Source organism: Actinoplanes sp. DH11 (assembly GCF_020873875.1).
Taxonomy (GTDB): domain Bacteria; phylum Actinomycetota; class Actinomycetes; order Mycobacteriales; family Micromonosporaceae; genus Actinoplanes.
In genome coordinates, this window is sequence record NZ_JAHWGU010000014.1 from 105119 (window position 1) to 120974 (window position 15856).

Consider the following 15856-nt stretch of genomic DNA (forward strand, 5'->3'; position numbering starts at 1 on the left):
CCTTAATGCTCGAGGACTTGAGCGGACGCTAAGCTCGATGAACCGAGCAATCCTACCAGCTCATCGGCGGCGCGCTCGACGAAGTCGTTCACCACGGTGACGTCGAACTCGGCCTCGGCGGCCAGTTCCTCGTCCGCGTGGGCCAGCCGGCGCTTGATCGTCTCGGCGTCGTCGGTGCCCCGGCCGATCAGGCGGCGCTGGAGCTCATCGACACTCGGTGGAGCCAGGAAGACCAGCTGGGCCTCCGGCATCGCGGCACGGACCTGCCGGGCGCCCTGCAGGTCGATCTTCAACAGAACGGGCCGGCCCTGCTGGAGCCAGCCCTCGACCTGCGCCCGGGGCGTGCCGTAGAGGTTGCCCGCGAACTCCGCCCACTCCAGCAGCTGATCACCGTCGATCAGGCGCTGGAACTCGGTGCGGTTCACGAAGTGATAATGCTCGCCGTCGGTCTCGTAGTCCCGTTTCTTTCGGGTCGTGACCGAAACGGACAACCTGATCCAAGGCGAGCGCGCCCGGATCAGCTCGATCACACTGTCCTTTCCGACCCCTGAGGGGCCGGAAAGAACAGTGAGGCGGGCTGCCGGGCGCGCGTCGTCATCCATGCTCACGGCTCATTACTACACGAGCCGATGAGTCAGTTCGCAGCGAACTCCCCCAGGAGGGCCTTGCGCTGCTGGTCGCCAAGACCCCGGAGCCGGCGGCTCTCAGCGATCTTGAGCTTCTCCATGATCTGGGTCGCCCGGATCTTGCCGATGCCCGGCAGCGCCTGAAGCACGGCCGAAACCTTCAGCTTGCCGACGACCTCATCGGCCTCCGCGCGGTCGAGCACGGCGGCGAGGGTGGTCTTGCCGGACTTGAGCTGTTCCTTCAGCTCAGCCCGAGCCTTGCGAACTTCCGCGGCCTTCTCCAGCGCAGCTTGGCGCTGTTCGGGGCTCAGTGACGGGAGCGGCACCAGTTCTCCTCAGGTCCCTCACGCGGCGGTAGTTCATACCGGCGCTTTGCGTGAAACGTGGTGTGCCAAGGAACCAAAGGGGCATGTGGTTCCCGGCGCGGGGAAAACTAGCGGTCAACGGCGCTTTCGGCAACGTGGGGGTACCCCGCGAACCGCTCTTCGACACCCTGCTACGCAGGCCGTTTCACCCGAGCGCGGCGCGACAGTCGTCACGAACACGCTCCGCCGCGGCCCGGAGATCACTACTCTGCGGACCCGCCGCGAGGACTTCGCGTGAGTACGAGGGCAATACGTTCCGCAGGCTCTCGCCGAAGACCGCGCGCAGGTCGGAGGGCGTCGCACCCTGCGCGCCAAGGCCCGGAGCGAGCAGCGGGCCGTTCACCGCGGAGAGGTCGTGGCCGGTCTCGCCGATCGTCGCGCCGACCACGAGCCCGAGGCTGCCGAGCGGCTGCGCACCCGCGTTGACCTGGGAAATCTCGTCGATGATCGTCTGCGCGACGGTTTTTCCGTCCGGTCCGACGGCGTGCTGGACGGCCGGGCCCTCGGGGTTCGAGGTCAGGGCGAGGACGAAGACTCCGCCGCCGTTCGCGGCCGCCAGGTCGAACGCGGGCCGCAGCGAGCCGACGCCAAGATAGGGACTCACAGTAATCGCGTCGGCACAGAGAGAACTCGCCGGATCCAGATACGCGGACGCGTACGCGGCCATCGTCGAGCCGATGTCGCCACGTTTCACGTCAAGCAGGACGAGCGCGCCGGCCTCTCGGGACTGTCGGATAGTTGACTCAAGAATCGCGACACCACGTGACCCAAATCTCTCAAAAAACGCGGACTGTGGTTTCAGAACAGCCACCCGATCGGCCAGCGCGTCGACCACCGTACGGGCGAAGCGTTCCAGGCCGGCGAGGTCGTCGGAGAGGCCCCAGCGGGCGAGCAGAGAGGCGTGCGGGTCGATGCCGACGCAGAGCGGACCACGCTCCGCCACGGCCGCGTGGAGGCGTTCGCCGAAGGTCTCCATCGAAATTTCCTTCTTCCGTGTCAGGTAGCTTGCACCGCGGCGATGATCCCCGCGGTAATGCGGTCCACGTCCGCGTCGTCCGCCACGTAGGGCGGCATCGTGTAGATCAGATCCCGGAACGGCCGCAACCAGACCCCCTCGGCCACGGCGGCCGAGGTCGCGCGCGCCATGTCCACCGGATGATCGAGCTGCACCACGCCTATCGCACCGAGCACGCGGACGTCAGCGACCCCGCGCGCCTCGCGCAGCGGCGCCAGGCCGTCCCGCAGCCGGCTTTCGATGCGGGGTACGCGCTCCGCCCACCCGCCGCCCCGCAGCAGCTCCAGCGAGGCGTTCGCCACGGCACAGGCGAGCGGGTTCCCCATGAAGGTCGGGCCGTGCGCGAGTCCGCCGCCCTCGCCCGCCGAGATCGCCGACGCCACCTCCGGCGTGCACAGGGTCGCCGCCAGGGTCAGGTACCCACCGGTGAGCGCCTTGCCGAGGCACATGATGTCCGGGCTGACCCCGGCGTGATCGGCGCCGAAGAACCGCCCGGTACGCCCGAAGCCGGTGGCGATCTCGTCGAAGATCAGGAAGATCCCGTGCGCGGCGGTCGCCTCCCGCAGCACCCGCAGGTACTCCGGGTGGTGGAAGCGCATCCCGCCGGCGCCCTGCACGACCGGCTCCACGATCACCGCGGCCAGCTCGTCCGCGTGCCGCCCGATCAGGTCGGTGAGCGCGGTCGCGTAGTCCGGGTCGTACTCGGCCGGCGGCACGTCCGCGAAGACCTGCGCCGGCAGCACCCCGGTCCAGAGCGCGTGCATCCCGCCGACCGGGTCACAGACGCTCATCGGGTGGAACGTGTCGCCGTGGTACCCGCCTCGCCAGGTCGCCAGCCGCTGCCGGCCGGGACGCCCCAGGGCCCGCTGGGCCTGCAGCGCCATCTTGATCGCCACCTCGACACCGACCGAGCCGGAATCGCAGAGGAAGACGTGCTCCAGACCCGGCGGGGTGAGCTCGACCAGGGTGGTGGCCAGGCGGATCGCCGGCTCGTGGGTGAGCCCGCCGAACATCACGTGGCTCATCCGGCCGGCCTGCTCGGCGAGCGCCGCGTCCAGCGCCGGGTGCCGGTACCCGTGGATCGCCGCCCACCAGGACGACATCCCGTCGACCAGCTCCCGGCCGTCGGCCAGCCGCAGCCGCACCCCTGCCGCGCTCTCCACGAGGTACGGGTCGGTGCGGCCGGGCATCGGGCCGTACGGGTGCCAGACGTGCGCCCGGTCCAGCGCTGCCAGATCCGGTGCCGGCAGGTCCGGCCCCGGCAGGCCGGGCGCGAGCGGGTCGCGCCCGTCCCCGGTCATCGTGCGCGGTGGGAGCGGACCGGCCGGGCGCCCCGGGCGACCGCTCGGACCAGTTCCGGCCCCCGGTAGATGAACCCGCTGTAGAGCTGCACCAGCGAGGCGCCGGCGTCCAGCAGCCGGGAGGCGTCGTCGACCGACATGATGCCGCCGACCCCGATGATCGGCAGCCGGCCGCCGGTCTCGTCGTGCACGAACTTCACCACCTGCCGGGCCCGCTCGGTGAGCGGCCGGCCGGAGAGTCCGCCGGCCTCGCCCGCGAGGTGCTGGTCGGCGTCGTCGATGCCGTCCCGGGACAGCGTGGTGTTCGTCGCGATCAGCCCGGCCGCGCCGTGCCGCAGGCAGACCTCGAGCAGTTCGGCGATGGCCGCCTCGGTCAGGTCCGGCGCGATCTTCACCAGCACCGGCACCGGGCCGCTCAGCGCCTTCAGCAGGCCTGCGATCGCGTCGGAGTCCTGGAGCTTGCGCAGCCCGGGCGTGTTCGGCGACGACACGTTGACCGCGATGTAGTCGGCGAAGGGGTGCAGCAGCCGGTACGAGGTCAGGTAGTCCTCGACCGCCTCCTCCAGCGGCGTCACCTTGGACTTGCCGAGCGAGATGCCCAGCGGCACGTCCAGTGTGCCGAGGGCCGCCAGCCGGTCGGCCAGGGCGGCCGCGCCGAGGTTGTTGAACCCCATCCGGTTGATGATCGCCTCGGAGCCCTTGAGCCGGAACAGCCGCGGCCGGTCGTTGCCGGGCTGCGGCTTCGCGGTGACCGTGCCGACCTCGACGAAGCCGAAGCCGAGCGCCGGCCAGGCCGGCAACGCGATCCCGTTCTTGTCCATCCCGGCGGCCAGGCCGACCCGGTTGGGGAACCGGACGCCGAACGCCTCCACCGGTGCCGCGAAGGCGTACCGGCGGCGCAACGCGGCGAGCGCCGGGGCGGGCAGCGCGGCGAGCCGGTTCAGCGTCCACTCGTGGGCGTGCTCGGCGTCGCCGCCGCCCAGCCGGAACAGGACCGGCCGGACGGCGTCGTCGAACAGCTTCACTTGGTCAGCTCCGGCCGGAGCAGCGCGTGCCACTCCTGGAGCGGGCGGACGGTCATGTCGCCACGCATCAGCGCCTCGATGCCCATCACGGCGGCGGCCGCGCCGGGCACCGTGGTGATGCTCGGTACGTTCGCGGTGACGGCGGCGCTGCGGATCTCGTACCCGTCCAGCCGGGCGCTCGCGCCGGAACCCTGCGGGGTGTTGATGATCAGCGAGATCTCGCCGGCCAGGATCAGCTCGACCGCGTTCTTGCCCGGGCTCTCGTAGTGCTTCGGCACGACCTCGCACTCGATGCCGTACCGGCGCAGCACGTCACCGGTGCCGGCGGTGGTGACGATGGTGAAGCCCAGGTCGGCGAGCCGCTTCACCGGGAAGATCATCGACCGCTTGTCCCGGTTCGCCACCGAGACGAAGACCTTGCCCGAGGTCGGCAGCGAGCCGTACGCGGCAGCCTGCGATTTGGCGAACGCCTGGCCGTAGCCGGCGTCGATGCCCATCACCTCGCCCGTCGACTTCATCTCCGGGCTCAGCAGGTTGTCCACGCTCTTGCCGGCCGGGGTGCGGAACCGCTTGAACGGCAGCACCGCCTCCTTGACGGCGATCGGCGCGTGCGCCGGGGTCTCGCCGCCGTCGTGGTCGGACCGCAGCATGCCCTCGGCGCGCAGCTCGGCGATGGTGGCGCCGAGCGCGATCCGGGCGGCCGCCTTGGCCAGCGGAACCGCTGTCGCCTTGGAGACGAACGGGACCGTCCGGGAGGCGCGCGGGTTGGCCTCGAGCACGTAGAGCGTCTCGTCCTTGAGCGCGTACTGCACGTTGAGCAGGCCGCGCACCCCGACGCCGCGGGCGATCGCCTCGGTGTAGCGGCGCACCTCGGCCAGGTGCGGCGCGGCCAGGTTGACCGGCGGCAGCGTGCAGGCCGAGTCGCCGGAGTGGATGCCGGCCTCCTCGATGTGCTCCATCACGCCGCCCAGGTAGACCTCGCCGGTGGCGTCGCAGAGCGCGTCCACGTCGATCTCGATGGCGTCGTCCAGGAACCGGTCGACGAGCACCGGGTGGTCCGGCGAGATCTCGGTGGCCCGCTGGATGTAGCCCTCCAGGGTGGGCTCGTCGTAGACGATCTCCATGCCCCGGCCGCCGAGCACGTAGGACGGGCGGACCAGCACCGGGTAACCGATGCTGTCGGCGATCGCCTTGGCCTCGGGGAACGTGGTCGCGGTGCCGTGGTCCGGCGAGCGCAGGCCGGCCTCGGCCAGCACCGCGCCGAACAGGCCGCGGTCCTCGGCCAGGTCGATCGCCTCGGGTGAGGTGCCGACGATGGGCACGCCGGCCGCCTTGAGCCGGTTCGCCAGGCCGAGCGGGGTCTGGCCGCCGAGCTGGACGATCACGCCGACCACGCCCGGGCCACCGGCCGCCTTGCCGGAGCTGTCCTCGGCGTGCACGACCTCGAGGACGTCCTCGAAGGTGAGCGGCTCGAAGTAGAGCCGGTCGGCGGTGTCGTAGTCGGTGGAGACGGTCTCCGGGTTGCAGTTGACCATGACGGTCTCGAAATCGACCCCGCGCAACGCCTGCACGGCGTGCACGCAGGAGTAGTCGAACTCGATGCCCTGGCCGATCCGGTTCGGCCCGGAGCCCAGGATGATCACCTTGGGCCGGTCGCTCGGCGCCACCTCGGTCTCGGAGTCGTACGACGAGTAGTGGTACGGGGTGTTCGCCTGGAACTCGGCGGCGCAGGTGTCCACCGTCTTGTAGACCGGGCGCAGGCCGAGCCGGTGCCGCAGCGCGCGGACGCCTTCCTCGCCGGCCAGTTCCGGGCGCAGCGTCGCCAGCTGCAGGTCGGAGAGCCCGGACCGCTTGGCCCGGCGCAGCAGCTCCTCGTCGAGGACCGGCGCGGCCAGGATCTCGGCACGCAGGTCGACCAGGGCCTGGATCTCGTCCAGGAACCACGGGTCGATCCGGCCGCTCGCCTCGTGCACCTGCTCGACGGTCGCGCCCAGCCGCAGCGCGGCCTCGACCGTGTAGAGCCGGCCGTCGTGCGGGATGCGCAGCGCCGCGAGGGCCTCGTCCACGTCGGTGAAGGTGGGCGCGGTCCAGAAACCGGCCGCCTTCGTCTCCATCGAGCGCATCGCCTTGTTCAGCGCCTCGGCAAAGTTGCGGCCCAGGCTCATCGCCTCACCGACCGACTTCATCGTGGTGGTGAGTTCCTTGTCGGCGCCCGGGAACTTCTCGAACGCGAACCGCGGGATCTTCACGACCACGTAGTCGAGCGCCGGCTCGAAGGCCGCCGGCGTCTTGAGGGTGATGTCGTTCGGGATCTCGTCGAGCGTGTAGCCGATGGCCAGCTTCGCGGCGATCTTGGCGATCGGGAAGCCGGTGGCCTTCGAGGCCAGCGCCGACGAGCGGGACACCCGCGGGTTCATCTCGATGACGATCATCCGGCCGTCGTCCGGGTTGATCGCGAACTGGATGTTGCAGCCACCGGTGTCCACGCCGACCTCACGCAGCACCGCGATGCCGAGGTCACGCATCTTCTGGTACTCGCGGTCGGTGAGCGTCATGGCCGGGGCCACGGTGACGCTGTCGCCGGTGTGCACGCCCATCGGGTCGATGTTCTCGATCGAGCAGACCACCACGACGTTGTCGTGCTTGTCGCGCATCAGCTCGAGCTCGTACTCCTTCCAGCCGAGCACGCTCTCCTCGATGAGGACCTCGTGCACCGGGGAGGCGGCCAGACCGGTGCCGGCGATCCGCTCCAGGTCCTCGGCGGTGTGCGCCATGCCGGAACCGAGGCCGCCCATGGTGAACGACGGGCGGATGACGACCGGCAGGCCGATCTCGGCGACGGTGTCGCGGACCTCGTCCATCGAGTGGCAGACCCGCGAGCGCGGGGTCTCACCACCGGCCGTCGCGACGATGTCCTTGAAGAGCTGACGGTCCTCGCCCTTGCGGATGGCGTCCACGTTCGCGCCGATCAGCTCGACGCCGTACTTCTCCAGCACGCCGCTCTCGTGCAGGGCGATCGCGGTGTTCAGCGCGGTCTGGCCGCCCAGGGTGGGCAGGATCGCGTCCGGGCGTTCCTTGGCGATGACCAGCTCGACGAACTCCGGGGTGATCGGCTCGACGTAGGTGGCGTCGGCGAACTCCGGGTCCGTCATGATCGTGGCCGGGTTGGAGTTGACGAGCGAGACCCGGATGCCCTCGGCCCGCAGCACCCGGCACGCCTGGGTGCCGGAGTAGTCGAACTCGCAGGCCTGGCCGATGACGATCGGGCCCGAGCCGATCACCATGATGTGCTTGAGATCTTCACGCTTCGGCATGGGTGTCAGCCCTTCTTTTCCACAAGCTCGACGAACCTGTCAAAGAGGTAGTCGGCGTCGTGCGGGCCGGCGGCGGCCTCGGGGTGGTACTGGACGGTGAAGGCGGGCACCTCGATGCCGCGCAGGCCCTCGACCACGTTGTCGTTGAGGCACACGTGCGAGACCTCGACACCGCCGAAGTCCGTGTCGATCACGGTGTTCAGCGGGGCGTCCACGGCGAAACCGTGGTTGTGGCTGGTCACCTCGACCTTGCCGGTGGTCTTGTCGAGCACCGGCTGGTTGATGCCGCGGTGGCCGTACCCCAGCTTGTAGGTGCCGAAGCCGAGCGCGCGGCCGAGGATCTGGCTGCCGAAGCAGATGCCGAAGAGCGGCATCTCCCGGCGCATCACCTCACGGGCGAGCGCGACGGGTCCGTCCGCGGTCGCCGGGTCGCCGGGACCGGGCGAGAAGAACACCGCGTCCGGGCTGACCGCCAGCATGTCCTCGATCGAGGTGGACGCCGGGAAGATGTGCGTGGTGACACCGCGCTCGGCGAGCCTGCGGGCCACGTTGCGCTTGATGCCCAGGTCCAGCGCGGCGACCGTGTAACGGTGCTCGCCCTCGGCCTTGACGGTGTACAGATCCGGCGTCGTGACCTGCGCGGAGAGGTCGGCGCCGACCATCTGCGGCGCGGCCTTGACCCGCTCCAGCAGCGACTGCGGGTCGAGGTCCACCGAGGAGATGCCGACCCGCATGGCGCCACGCTCGCGCAGGTGGCGGGTGAGCGCGCGGGTGTCGACGCCGCTGATGCCGACGACGCCCTCGGCGGCCAGGCGCTCACCCAGGTCGCCCTGCGAGCGCCAGTTCGACGGGCGGCGGGCGGGGTCGCGGACCACGTAACCGGCGACCCAGATCCGGTCGGACTCGTCGTCCTCGTCGTTGACGCCGGTGTTGCCGATCTGCGGTGCGGTCTGCACCACGACCTGGCGGTGGTACGACGGGTCGGTGAGCGTCTCCTGGTATCCGGTCATGCCGGTGGTGAACACCGCCTCGCCGAAGGTCTCCCCCACCGCGCCGTAGGCGTCGCCGGTGAAGGTGCGCCCGTCCTCGAGTACAAGAATCGCTGAGCTGCCAGGGCGGCTTCGCCGCAATCCCGCAAGATCGTTAGAGAGAGTCACTTGACAGCCTTCCCGTCCAGAACCGTAGCTTCGCCCCGCAGGAAGGTCGCGACGATGCGACCGGGCAGGGTCATACCCGCGTACGGCGTGTTTCGACTGCGGCTCGCCAGCTCGGCCGGGTCCACGACCCGGCGGGCGGACGGGTCCACGAGCGTCAGGTTGGCCGGCGTGCCGGCCGAGAGGTCGCCGCCGTGCCCGGTCAGCCCGGCGATCCGGGCCGGGGCGATCGACATCCGGTCGGCGATCAGGTCCCACTTCTCGCCGAAGACGCTCAGCACGATCGGCAGCGCGGTCTCCAGACCCAGCATGCCGGGGCGCGCGTACGCCCACTCGCACTCCTTGTCCTGGACGGCGTGCGGCGCGTGGTCGGTGGCGACCACGTCGATCACGCCGTCTAGCAGCGCCTGGCGGAGGGCTTCGACGTCGCTGCGCGTACGCAACGGGGGGTTGACCTTGAAGACCGGGTCGTAGCCCGCCGCGAGCTCGTCGGTGAGCAGCAGGTGATGCGGGGTGACCTCGGCGGTCACGCGCACGCCGCGGGCCTTGGCCTGCCGCAGCACCTCGACCGAACCGGCGGTGGAGACGTGGCAGACGTGCAGCCGGCTGCCGACGTGCTCGGCCAGGAGCACGTCCCGGGCGATGATCGCCTCCTCGGCGACCGCCGGCCAGCCGGTCAGGCCGAGGCGGGTGCTGACCTCGCCCTCGTGCATCTGCGCGCCCTCGGTGAGCCGCGGCTCCTCGGCGTGCTGGGCGATGACGCCGTCGAACGCCTTCACGTACTCCAGGGCCCGGCGCATCAGCCGCGGGTCGGCCACGCAGAAACCGTCGTCCGAGAAGATCCGCACGTTCGCCGCGGAGCTGGCCATCGCGCCCAGCTCGGCGAGTTGCTTGCCGGCCAGGCCGATGGTGACGGCGCCGATCGGCTGCACGTCCACCAGGCCGGCCTCCCGGCCCAGCCGCCAGACCTGCTCGACCACACCGGCGGTGTCGGCGACCGGCGAGGTGTTCGCCATCGCGCAGACCGCGGTGTACCCGCCGAGCGCGGCCGCCCGGGAGCCGGTCTCCACGGTCTCGGCGTCCTCCCGGCCGGGTTCGCGCAGGTGGGTGTGCACGTCGACGAGGCCGGGCAGCGCGACCAGGCCTGTCGCGTCGATGACTTCGGCGCCCTCCGGGGCGTCACCGGCGATGACGCCGTCGACGATGGCGAGGTCGGTCGGCGAACCGCCGAGAATCGAGACGTCCTTGAGCAGGTACGCCATCACTTGCCTCCCAAAAGCAGGTAGAGGACGGCCATCCGGACGCTGACGCCGTTGGCGACCTGTTCGACGATCGTGGAGCGGGGCGAGTCGGCGACCTCGGGTGCGATCTCCATGCCCCGGTTCATCGGGCCGGGGTGCATCACGATGGCGTGCTCCGGCAGCTTCTTCATCCGCGGCATGTCGAGCCCGTAGCGGCGGCTGTACTCGCGGGCGGACGGGAAGTACGAGTCCTGCATGCGCTCGGTCTGCACCCGCAGCATCATCACCACGTCGCTGTCCGGCAGCACCGCGTCTAGGTCGTAGGAGACCCGGGTCCGCGACGACAGCGCGGCCGCCACGTCCAGCGGGATCAGGGTCGGCGGGCCGACCACGGTGACCTGGGCGCCGAGGGTGGTCAGCAGCAGGACGTTGGAGCGGGCCACCCGGCTGTGCAGCACGTCGCCGACGATGGCCACCCGCAGGCCGTCGAGACGACCCAGGCGGGAGCGCATGGTGTACGCGTCGAGCAGCGCCTGCGTCGGGTGCTCATGGGTACCGTCGCCGGCGTTGACCACGGACCCGTCCACCCAGCCGGCCAGCCGATGCGGCGCCCCGCTCGCGGAGTGCCGGATCACCACGGCGTCGGCGCCCATGGCCTGCAGGGTGAGCGCGGTGTCCTTCAGGCTCTCGCCCTTGGAGACGCTGGAACCCTTCGCCGAAAAGTTGATCACGTCGGCGGAGAGGCGCTTGGCGGCCGCCTCGAAGGAGATCCGGGTGCGGGTCGAGTCCTCGTAGAAGAGGTTCACCACGGTGCGGCCGCGCAGTGCGGGCAGCTTCTTGACCTCACGGCCGGAGAGCGCGGCCATCTCGGCGGCGGTGTCCAGGATCAGGGTGGCGGTCGCGGCGTCCAGGTCCGCGGCCGAGCGCAGGTGCTTGATCACTTGAGGCCCCCGATCAGCCGTACCTCGTCGGCGCCGTCCACCTCGGTGAGCGCGACCTTCACGCTCTCGCTGAGCGCGGTCGGGATGTTCTTGCCCACATAGTCGGCGCGGATCGGCAACTGCCGGTGACCGCGGTCGACGAGCACGGCGAGCTGCACCGAACTGGGCCGGCCGAGGTCCTTCAACGCGTCCAGGGCGGCGCGCACCGAGCGGCCGGAGAAGAGCACGTCGTCGACCAGGATGATCCGCAGGCCGTCGATGCCGCCGGCCGGAAGCTCGGTCTTGCCGAGCGCGCGGGTGGCCTTGAGGCGCAGGTCGTCGCGGTAGAGCGTGATGTCGAGCGAGCCCACCGGGACGTCGACGCCTTCGAAGGCGTGGATCCGCGCGGCGAGCCGGTGCGCGAGCGGGACACCGCGGGTCGGGATGCCGAGCAGCACGGTGCCGGTGGCGCCGGAGGTCTTCTCGAGGATCTGGTGCGCGATGCGGTCGACGACCCGGTGCAGGTCGGAATCCGCCAAAATGATCTTGCTAGGGGCGTCTGCGCGTGGTTGTGCCACGGCGGACCTCCTTCCCCGCCTCACGGGACGGGTCGTTAAAGGACGTCGGTCGGGACTGACCCCATTACGGGCCGGCCCGAGGGCTGACGCTACGTTACCAGTGGCCGCCGCGTTGACCATGGTGACGTGCCTGACTGGAATGAACCGGACAAATCCTGCAACTGGGGATACAGCCGGTGACTTTGGGGCGGCCCGCACGACTCATCGGTAACCAACACTTGACCGGCGGTCGCAAACTCCGTACCGTCACGCAGCGTAGCGATCCGCGAGGAAAGAACCCTCCGGGCCAGCACAGTACCGGGAGTGTCCGTATGCCGTCTGAGTACGCCAAGTCGCTGGGCGCCCGCCTGCGCTCCATCCGCCAGCAGCAGGGCCTGTCCCTGCAGGGCGTCGAAGAGAAGTCCAACGGCCGCTGGAAGGCGGTCGTGGTGGGCTCGTACGAGCGCGGTGACCGCGCGGTGACCGTCTCGCGTCTGGCCGAACTGGCCGACTTCTACCGAGTCCCCGTCTCGGAGCTCCTGCCCGACGGCAGCGGCATCCGCCTCGAGGCCACCAACAAGATCGTGCTGGACCTGGAGAAGCTGTACGACACCACCGGCGAGGACCTCGCCTACGTCGCGCGGTACGCCCGGGCCATCCAGCAGCAGCGCGGCGACTACAACGGCCGCGTCCTGTCGATCCGCGCCGACGACCTGCGCGCGCTCGCCATCGTCTACGACATCTCGCCCTCCGGCCTCATCGAGCGCCTGACGGAGCAGGGCGTCCTGGTCGCCGACCCGCGAGCGTTCTTCGCGTCCTGACGCGCTCCGCACTGCCCGAAGCCCGTACCGCCACCCGGCGGCACGGGCTTCTTCGTCACCCGGCCTGCGCCGGGCACCGTCAGCCGGCCCGCTCGGCGATCTCCGGGCCGGTCGCGTCGGCGTGCACCCACCAGTCGTCCAGCAGGCGCAGCACGTCCCAGGCGGACACGTCGCCGCGCTGCCGGACCCACGCGACGAGCGACTTCTCGACCCGGCCGGCCTCTGCCCACGTCAGGCCCAGCCGTTGCAGGCTGCGACGGCAGTCGTCCTCGGAGACCACGCTCGCCTGCGCGCCGGTCAGGAACGTCCCCGGCAGCAGCGTGCACACCCGGTAGAGCAGGGTCAGCCGGGGCAGCCGGTACCGGGCCAGCCGGCCGAACGGACGCTCGGTGACCAGCAGCGTCCACAGGCCCCACTGCTCGATCAGCCCGGCCACCCGGTCGATGTCGGTGCCGACGTCCCATCGGCCGTTGCCGGCGAGCCGGTTCGGGTCCACCTCGCCGATCTCGTCCCACAGCTGCGCGAACCGCGCGGCCAGCTGGTCGTCGCGGGCCCGCCAGGCCGCCGGGTCGTCGGCCACCTTGTTGAGCTCGGCGCTCGACGAGTCGCGGAGGAACTTCCACATGCCGCTGTCGCCACTGTCCCGCCGCCCGTTGTAGATCCGGCGGAAGAACTTCTTCGAGCCGAGCGGACCCTCCTCCATCGCGCTGAACACCACCCAGCAGACCAGCGCGAGGAAACCAAGCCCGGCCAGCACGCTGAGCATCAGCGCCAGGGCGCTCAGCCAGCCGAGCCCCGGCCAGAGGTACGCCCCCGAGGCCAGGCTCTCCGGCTTCATCTGCACCGTCGCGTCGAGCAGGGTGATCACCCCGATGAAGGCCAGCGCGAAGCCGACCTTCCCGCTGGCCCGCTGCACGACGTCGGACTCACGTACCCGGCGCTCGTCGAAGGCGTGCGACATGGCACCCAGCAGGTGGTCGTACTTGGCCTTGACCCGGGCGGCCTGGCGCACCACGGCGGCGGCGCTGACCTCGACCTCGCCGACCAGCCCGGTCTGTGCCAGGGCGGTGCGCAGGCCGAACTCGCCGGTGTGGAACTCGGTGATCAGGGTGTCGAACGCGTCCACCAGGTCGGCGCGGGCCCGCCCCACCTGGGCCAGGCAGTCCTGGGTGCGCGTCTCCATCCGGGCCAGGTCGGCCACGCCCTGCAACAGGATCTGGTGGATCAGCTCCACGCTGCGGTGCACCCGCTCCAGCTGCCGGCCGCGGCGGACCGGCAGGTGGGTGGAGAGCGCGTCCCAGAGCACCAGTCCGCGCTCGGCCACCTGGTCGTAGACCTCCAGCTGGTGCTCCCACACGTCGACGTCGGCCTCGATCCGCCACAGCCGGTCGGCGGCCTGCCCCTCCAGCGAGACCAGCGCGTCAACCAGGGTCTCCTCCAGCTCGCCGAGTTGCCGACCGTCCGGGTCGCCGGGTGCCGCACGCTCCGGCACCAGCAGGTACGTCGGCTGCAGGACCGGCTCCTCCAGCTTGAGCGCCTCGGACCGGCGCAGGGCCAGGATCTGGCCGTTCAGCACGCTCGGGGTGACCACGCAGTCCCGGGCGTCACCGACCCGCAGGGTCCGCGCCGCCAGGCCGTTCACCACGTCCAGGGACTCGGTGAGGTAGGCGCCGGCGTCGGCGGCCGGGTCGTTGAGCTCGCCGACCCAGACCGTCGGGAGCCGGTACTCCCGGCCCTGGATCCGGAAGTCGGTGCGGTAGAGCCCCTGCCCGGCGAACCAGGTCTCGACGCCGTCCCGCACCATGCCGAGCAGCTCCACCCAGTCCGGCCCGGCCACGTCGGTGGCCGGCCCCGGCACCGGGCCCGGTGGGTGCGTGGAGACCGAGACCTTCAGCACGCAGGTCAGCTGGTCCCAGTAGTCCTCGAAGGCGAAGTCCAGCACGACGTGCACGTCCGCGGGCAGGTCGGGCAGGATCAGTGTGAGTTCCGGGCGGCGCAGGTGGATCCGGTGCCGGGCGGCCAGCAGCAGGTCACGCGCCGTGCCGCGCGGCGCCAGGCAGAGGTCGGTGAGCACGCCGACCACCTCGTCGATCGTCGCGGTCTGCCGGAGCCGGGAGACGCCGCCGCGCAGGCCGCGCAGCATCTCGCCGTGCCGCCGGCAGGTCGCCTCGTCCGCCGGCCACTGCCAGGCCGAGCTGGAGATCAGGGTGAGGCGGCGCAGGGAGTGTGCCCGCGCGCCGTTGCCGTTGCCGCCGAAGCCACCGACCAGGACCTGATGACGGCCCTTGCGGAGCGCCTCGATCCGTACCCGCATGGCGAAGAAGTCGAAAAGGATTGCCGCCTCCCCCCGGAGCGATCACGTCACCGTAAGATGATCGTCGATCGCGCACAAGGCCGGGCCATCGTCGGACGACGATGACCCGGCCTTTGTCGGTGCGGTGGAACAGCGGGTGGTTCAGCGCGTGCTTCAGCGCCTGGTTCAGCGCGTGGCGAACGCCGCGATCCGGTCGAGCAGACCGTTCAGGAAGCGCGGACTGTCGTCCGTCGACATCTCTTTCGCCAGCTCGACGGCCTCGGTGATGGCCACCGGGTCGTCGACGTCCGGCACGTAGAGCAGCTCGAAGACGGCGATCCGGGCCAGGTTGCGGTCGACCGCCGGCATCCGATCGATCGTCCAGCCCTCCGCGTAGCTGGCGATCAACTCGTCGATCCGGTCGAGATGCTTGGACACGCCCTCGATCAGCTCGATGGCGTAGCCCATGTGCTCCGGGTGGGGCTTGGCGATCCGCTCCAGGTAGGTGATGAGCACCTGACCCGGAGGGAGGTCACGCAGGTCGGCCTCGAACAGGACGTCGAGCGCTCGCTTGCGGGCCTTACGACGCGCGAGCCGTTCCTTCTTGGGGCCTTCCGCCATCAGCTGCGGCCGAGGTAGCGGCCGTCGCGGGTGTCGACCTTGATCTTCTCACCGGTGGTGATGAAGAGCGGGACCTGGACGGTGGCGCCCGTCTCGACGGTCGCCGGCTTGGTGCCGCCGGTCGAACGGTCGCCCTGCAGGCCCGGCTCGGTGTAGGTGACTTCGAGGAACACGCTGGTCGGCAGCTCGACGTAGAGCGGGACGCCCTCGTGCGTGGCGACGACGGCCTCGGCCTCGGGCAGCAGGTAGTCGGCGTTGCCGCCGACCGTGGCACCGGAGACGTGGATCTGGTCGTAGGTGTCTAGGTCCATGAAGACGAAGTCTTCGCCGTCCTTGTAGAGGTACTGCATGGTGCGCTTGTCCACGGTCGCGGTCTCGACCTTGGTGCCGGCGTTGAAGGTCTTGTCGACGACCTTGCCGGACAGGACATGCTTCAGCGTGGTGCGCACGAACGCCGGACCCTTGCCCGGCTTGACGTGCTGGAACTCAACAACCGACCACAGCTCTTTGTCGAGGTTGAGAACCAGGCCGTTCTTCAGGTCGTTGGTGGAAGCCATGTCCTGCCTTGATCTTGGGGCGAATCGGTGACCGAACGAGTCTACC

14 protein-coding genes are annotated in these 15856 nt (G+C 70.5%); 1 reads left to right on the forward strand and 13 read right to left on the reverse strand.

Annotated features, from left to right (window positions below; all coding sequences use genetic code 11):
- Nucleotides 1-2: 2 nt before the first annotated feature.
- The 10 genes from gmk to pyrR all read right to left on the reverse strand — a co-directional run bounded on the left by gmk (nt 3) and on the right by pyrR (nt 11563).
- The gene (gmk, locus tag LPA41_RS21390; RefSeq protein WP_229072436.1) at nt 3-602 is read right to left on the reverse strand and encodes a guanylate kinase; all 600 of its coding nucleotides are present in this window, start codon (nt 600-602) and stop codon (nt 3-5) included.
- Between the two features lie 32 nt (nt 603-634).
- On the reverse strand, nt 635-952 hold the full coding sequence (gene mihF / locus LPA41_RS21395) for an integration host factor, actinobacterial type (RefSeq protein WP_014446317.1): 318 nt from the start codon (nt 950-952) through the stop codon (nt 635-637).
- A gap of 184 nt (nt 953-1136) precedes the next feature.
- Complete coding sequence (pyrF, locus tag LPA41_RS21400) at nt 1137-1967, reverse strand: orotidine-5'-phosphate decarboxylase (RefSeq protein ID WP_229072437.1); 831 nt, start codon at nt 1965-1967, stop codon at nt 1137-1139.
- A gap of 20 nt (nt 1968-1987) precedes the next feature.
- Nucleotides 1988-3307: an adenosylmethionine--8-amino-7-oxononanoate transaminase gene (locus LPA41_RS21405; protein WP_374238188.1), complete on the reverse strand. Its 1320-nt coding sequence runs from the start codon at nt 3305-3307 to the stop codon at nt 1988-1990.
- Nucleotides 3304-4332: a quinone-dependent dihydroorotate dehydrogenase gene (locus LPA41_RS21410; RefSeq protein WP_229072438.1), complete on the reverse strand. Its 1029-nt coding sequence runs from the start codon at nt 4330-4332 to the stop codon at nt 3304-3306. Before LPA41_RS21410 ends, LPA41_RS21405 begins: the two co-directional genes overlap by 4 nt.
- Nucleotides 4329-7646 (reverse strand): carbamoyl-phosphate synthase large subunit, encoded by a 3318-nt coding sequence (carB, locus tag LPA41_RS21415; protein ID WP_229072439.1) that lies wholly within the window; start codon nt 7644-7646, stop codon nt 4329-4331. Before carB ends, LPA41_RS21410 begins: the two co-directional genes overlap by 4 nt.
- A gap of 5 nt (nt 7647-7651) precedes the next feature.
- Nucleotides 7652-8776, reverse strand: coding sequence for a glutamine-hydrolyzing carbamoyl-phosphate synthase small subunit (gene carA / locus LPA41_RS21420; protein ID WP_229072440.1), 1125 nt, complete (start codon nt 8774-8776; stop codon nt 7652-7654).
- 23 nt (nt 8777-8799) lie between these two features.
- Entirely contained in the window at nt 8800-10065 is a 1266-nt protein-coding gene (locus tag LPA41_RS21425) for a dihydroorotase (protein ID WP_229072441.1), read from the reverse strand.
- Entirely contained in the window at nt 10062-10982 is a 921-nt protein-coding gene (locus LPA41_RS21430; protein WP_229072442.1) for an aspartate carbamoyltransferase catalytic subunit, read from the reverse strand. Before LPA41_RS21430 ends, LPA41_RS21425 begins: the two co-directional genes overlap by 4 nt.
- Nucleotides 10979-11563 (reverse strand): bifunctional pyr operon transcriptional regulator/uracil phosphoribosyltransferase PyrR, encoded by a 585-nt coding sequence (pyrR, locus tag LPA41_RS21435; RefSeq protein WP_374238189.1) that lies wholly within the window; start codon nt 11561-11563, stop codon nt 10979-10981. Before pyrR ends, LPA41_RS21430 begins: the two co-directional genes overlap by 4 nt.
- Nucleotides 11564-11850: 287 nt before the next feature.
- Between pyrR and LPA41_RS21440 the strand changes: the two genes are divergently transcribed.
- The gene (locus LPA41_RS21440) at nt 11851-12339 is read left to right on the forward strand and encodes a transcriptional regulator (protein WP_014446326.1); all 489 of its coding nucleotides are present in this window, start codon (nt 11851-11853) and stop codon (nt 12337-12339) included.
- A gap of 79 nt (nt 12340-12418) precedes the next feature.
- Here LPA41_RS21440 and LPA41_RS21445 read toward each other — a convergent pair whose 3' ends face one another.
- The 3 genes from LPA41_RS21445 to efp all read right to left on the reverse strand — a co-directional run bounded on the left by LPA41_RS21445 (nt 12419) and on the right by efp (nt 15810).
- Complete coding sequence (locus LPA41_RS21445; protein WP_229072444.1) at nt 12419-14653, reverse strand: hypothetical protein; 2235 nt, start codon at nt 14651-14653, stop codon at nt 12419-12421.
- A gap of 165 nt (nt 14654-14818) precedes the next feature.
- The gene (gene nusB / locus LPA41_RS21450; protein WP_229072445.1) at nt 14819-15253 is read right to left on the reverse strand and encodes a transcription antitermination factor NusB; all 435 of its coding nucleotides are present in this window, start codon (nt 15251-15253) and stop codon (nt 14819-14821) included.
- Entirely contained in the window at nt 15253-15810 is a 558-nt protein-coding gene (gene efp, locus LPA41_RS21455; protein WP_229072446.1) for an elongation factor P, read from the reverse strand. The genes nusB and efp overlap by 1 nt, the downstream gene beginning before the upstream one ends.
- Nucleotides 15811-15856 lie beyond the last annotated feature (46 nt).

Excerpts from the sequence above, each read along its gene's own strand:
- gmk (WP_229072436.1), bottom strand. The coding sequence starts at position 602 with ATGGATGACGACGCGCGCCCGGCAGCCCGCCTCACTGTTCTTTCCGGC.
- pyrF (WP_229072437.1), bottom strand. The coding sequence starts at position 1,967 with ATGGAGACCTTCGGCGAACGCCTCCACGCGGCCGTGGCGGAGCGTGGT.
- LPA41_RS21405 (WP_374238188.1), bottom strand. The coding sequence starts at position 3,307 with ATGACCGGGGACGGGCGCGACCCGCTCGCGCCCGGCCTGCCGGGGCCG.
- carB (WP_229072439.1), bottom strand. The coding sequence starts at position 7,646 with ATGCCGAAGCGTGAAGATCTCAAGCACATCATGGTGATCGGCTCGGGC.
- LPA41_RS21440 (WP_014446326.1), top strand. The coding sequence starts at position 11,851 with ATGCCGTCTGAGTACGCCAAGTCGCTGGGCGCCCGCCTGCGCTCCATC.
- LPA41_RS21445 (WP_229072444.1), bottom strand. The coding sequence starts at position 14,653 with ATGCGGGTACGGATCGAGGCGCTCCGCAAGGGCCGTCATCAGGTCCTG.
- nusB (WP_229072445.1), bottom strand. The coding sequence starts at position 15,253 with ATGGCGGAAGGCCCCAAGAAGGAACGGCTCGCGCGTCGTAAGGCCCGC.
- efp (WP_229072446.1), bottom strand. The coding sequence starts at position 15,810 with ATGGCTTCCACCAACGACCTGAAGAACGGCCTGGTTCTCAACCTCGAC.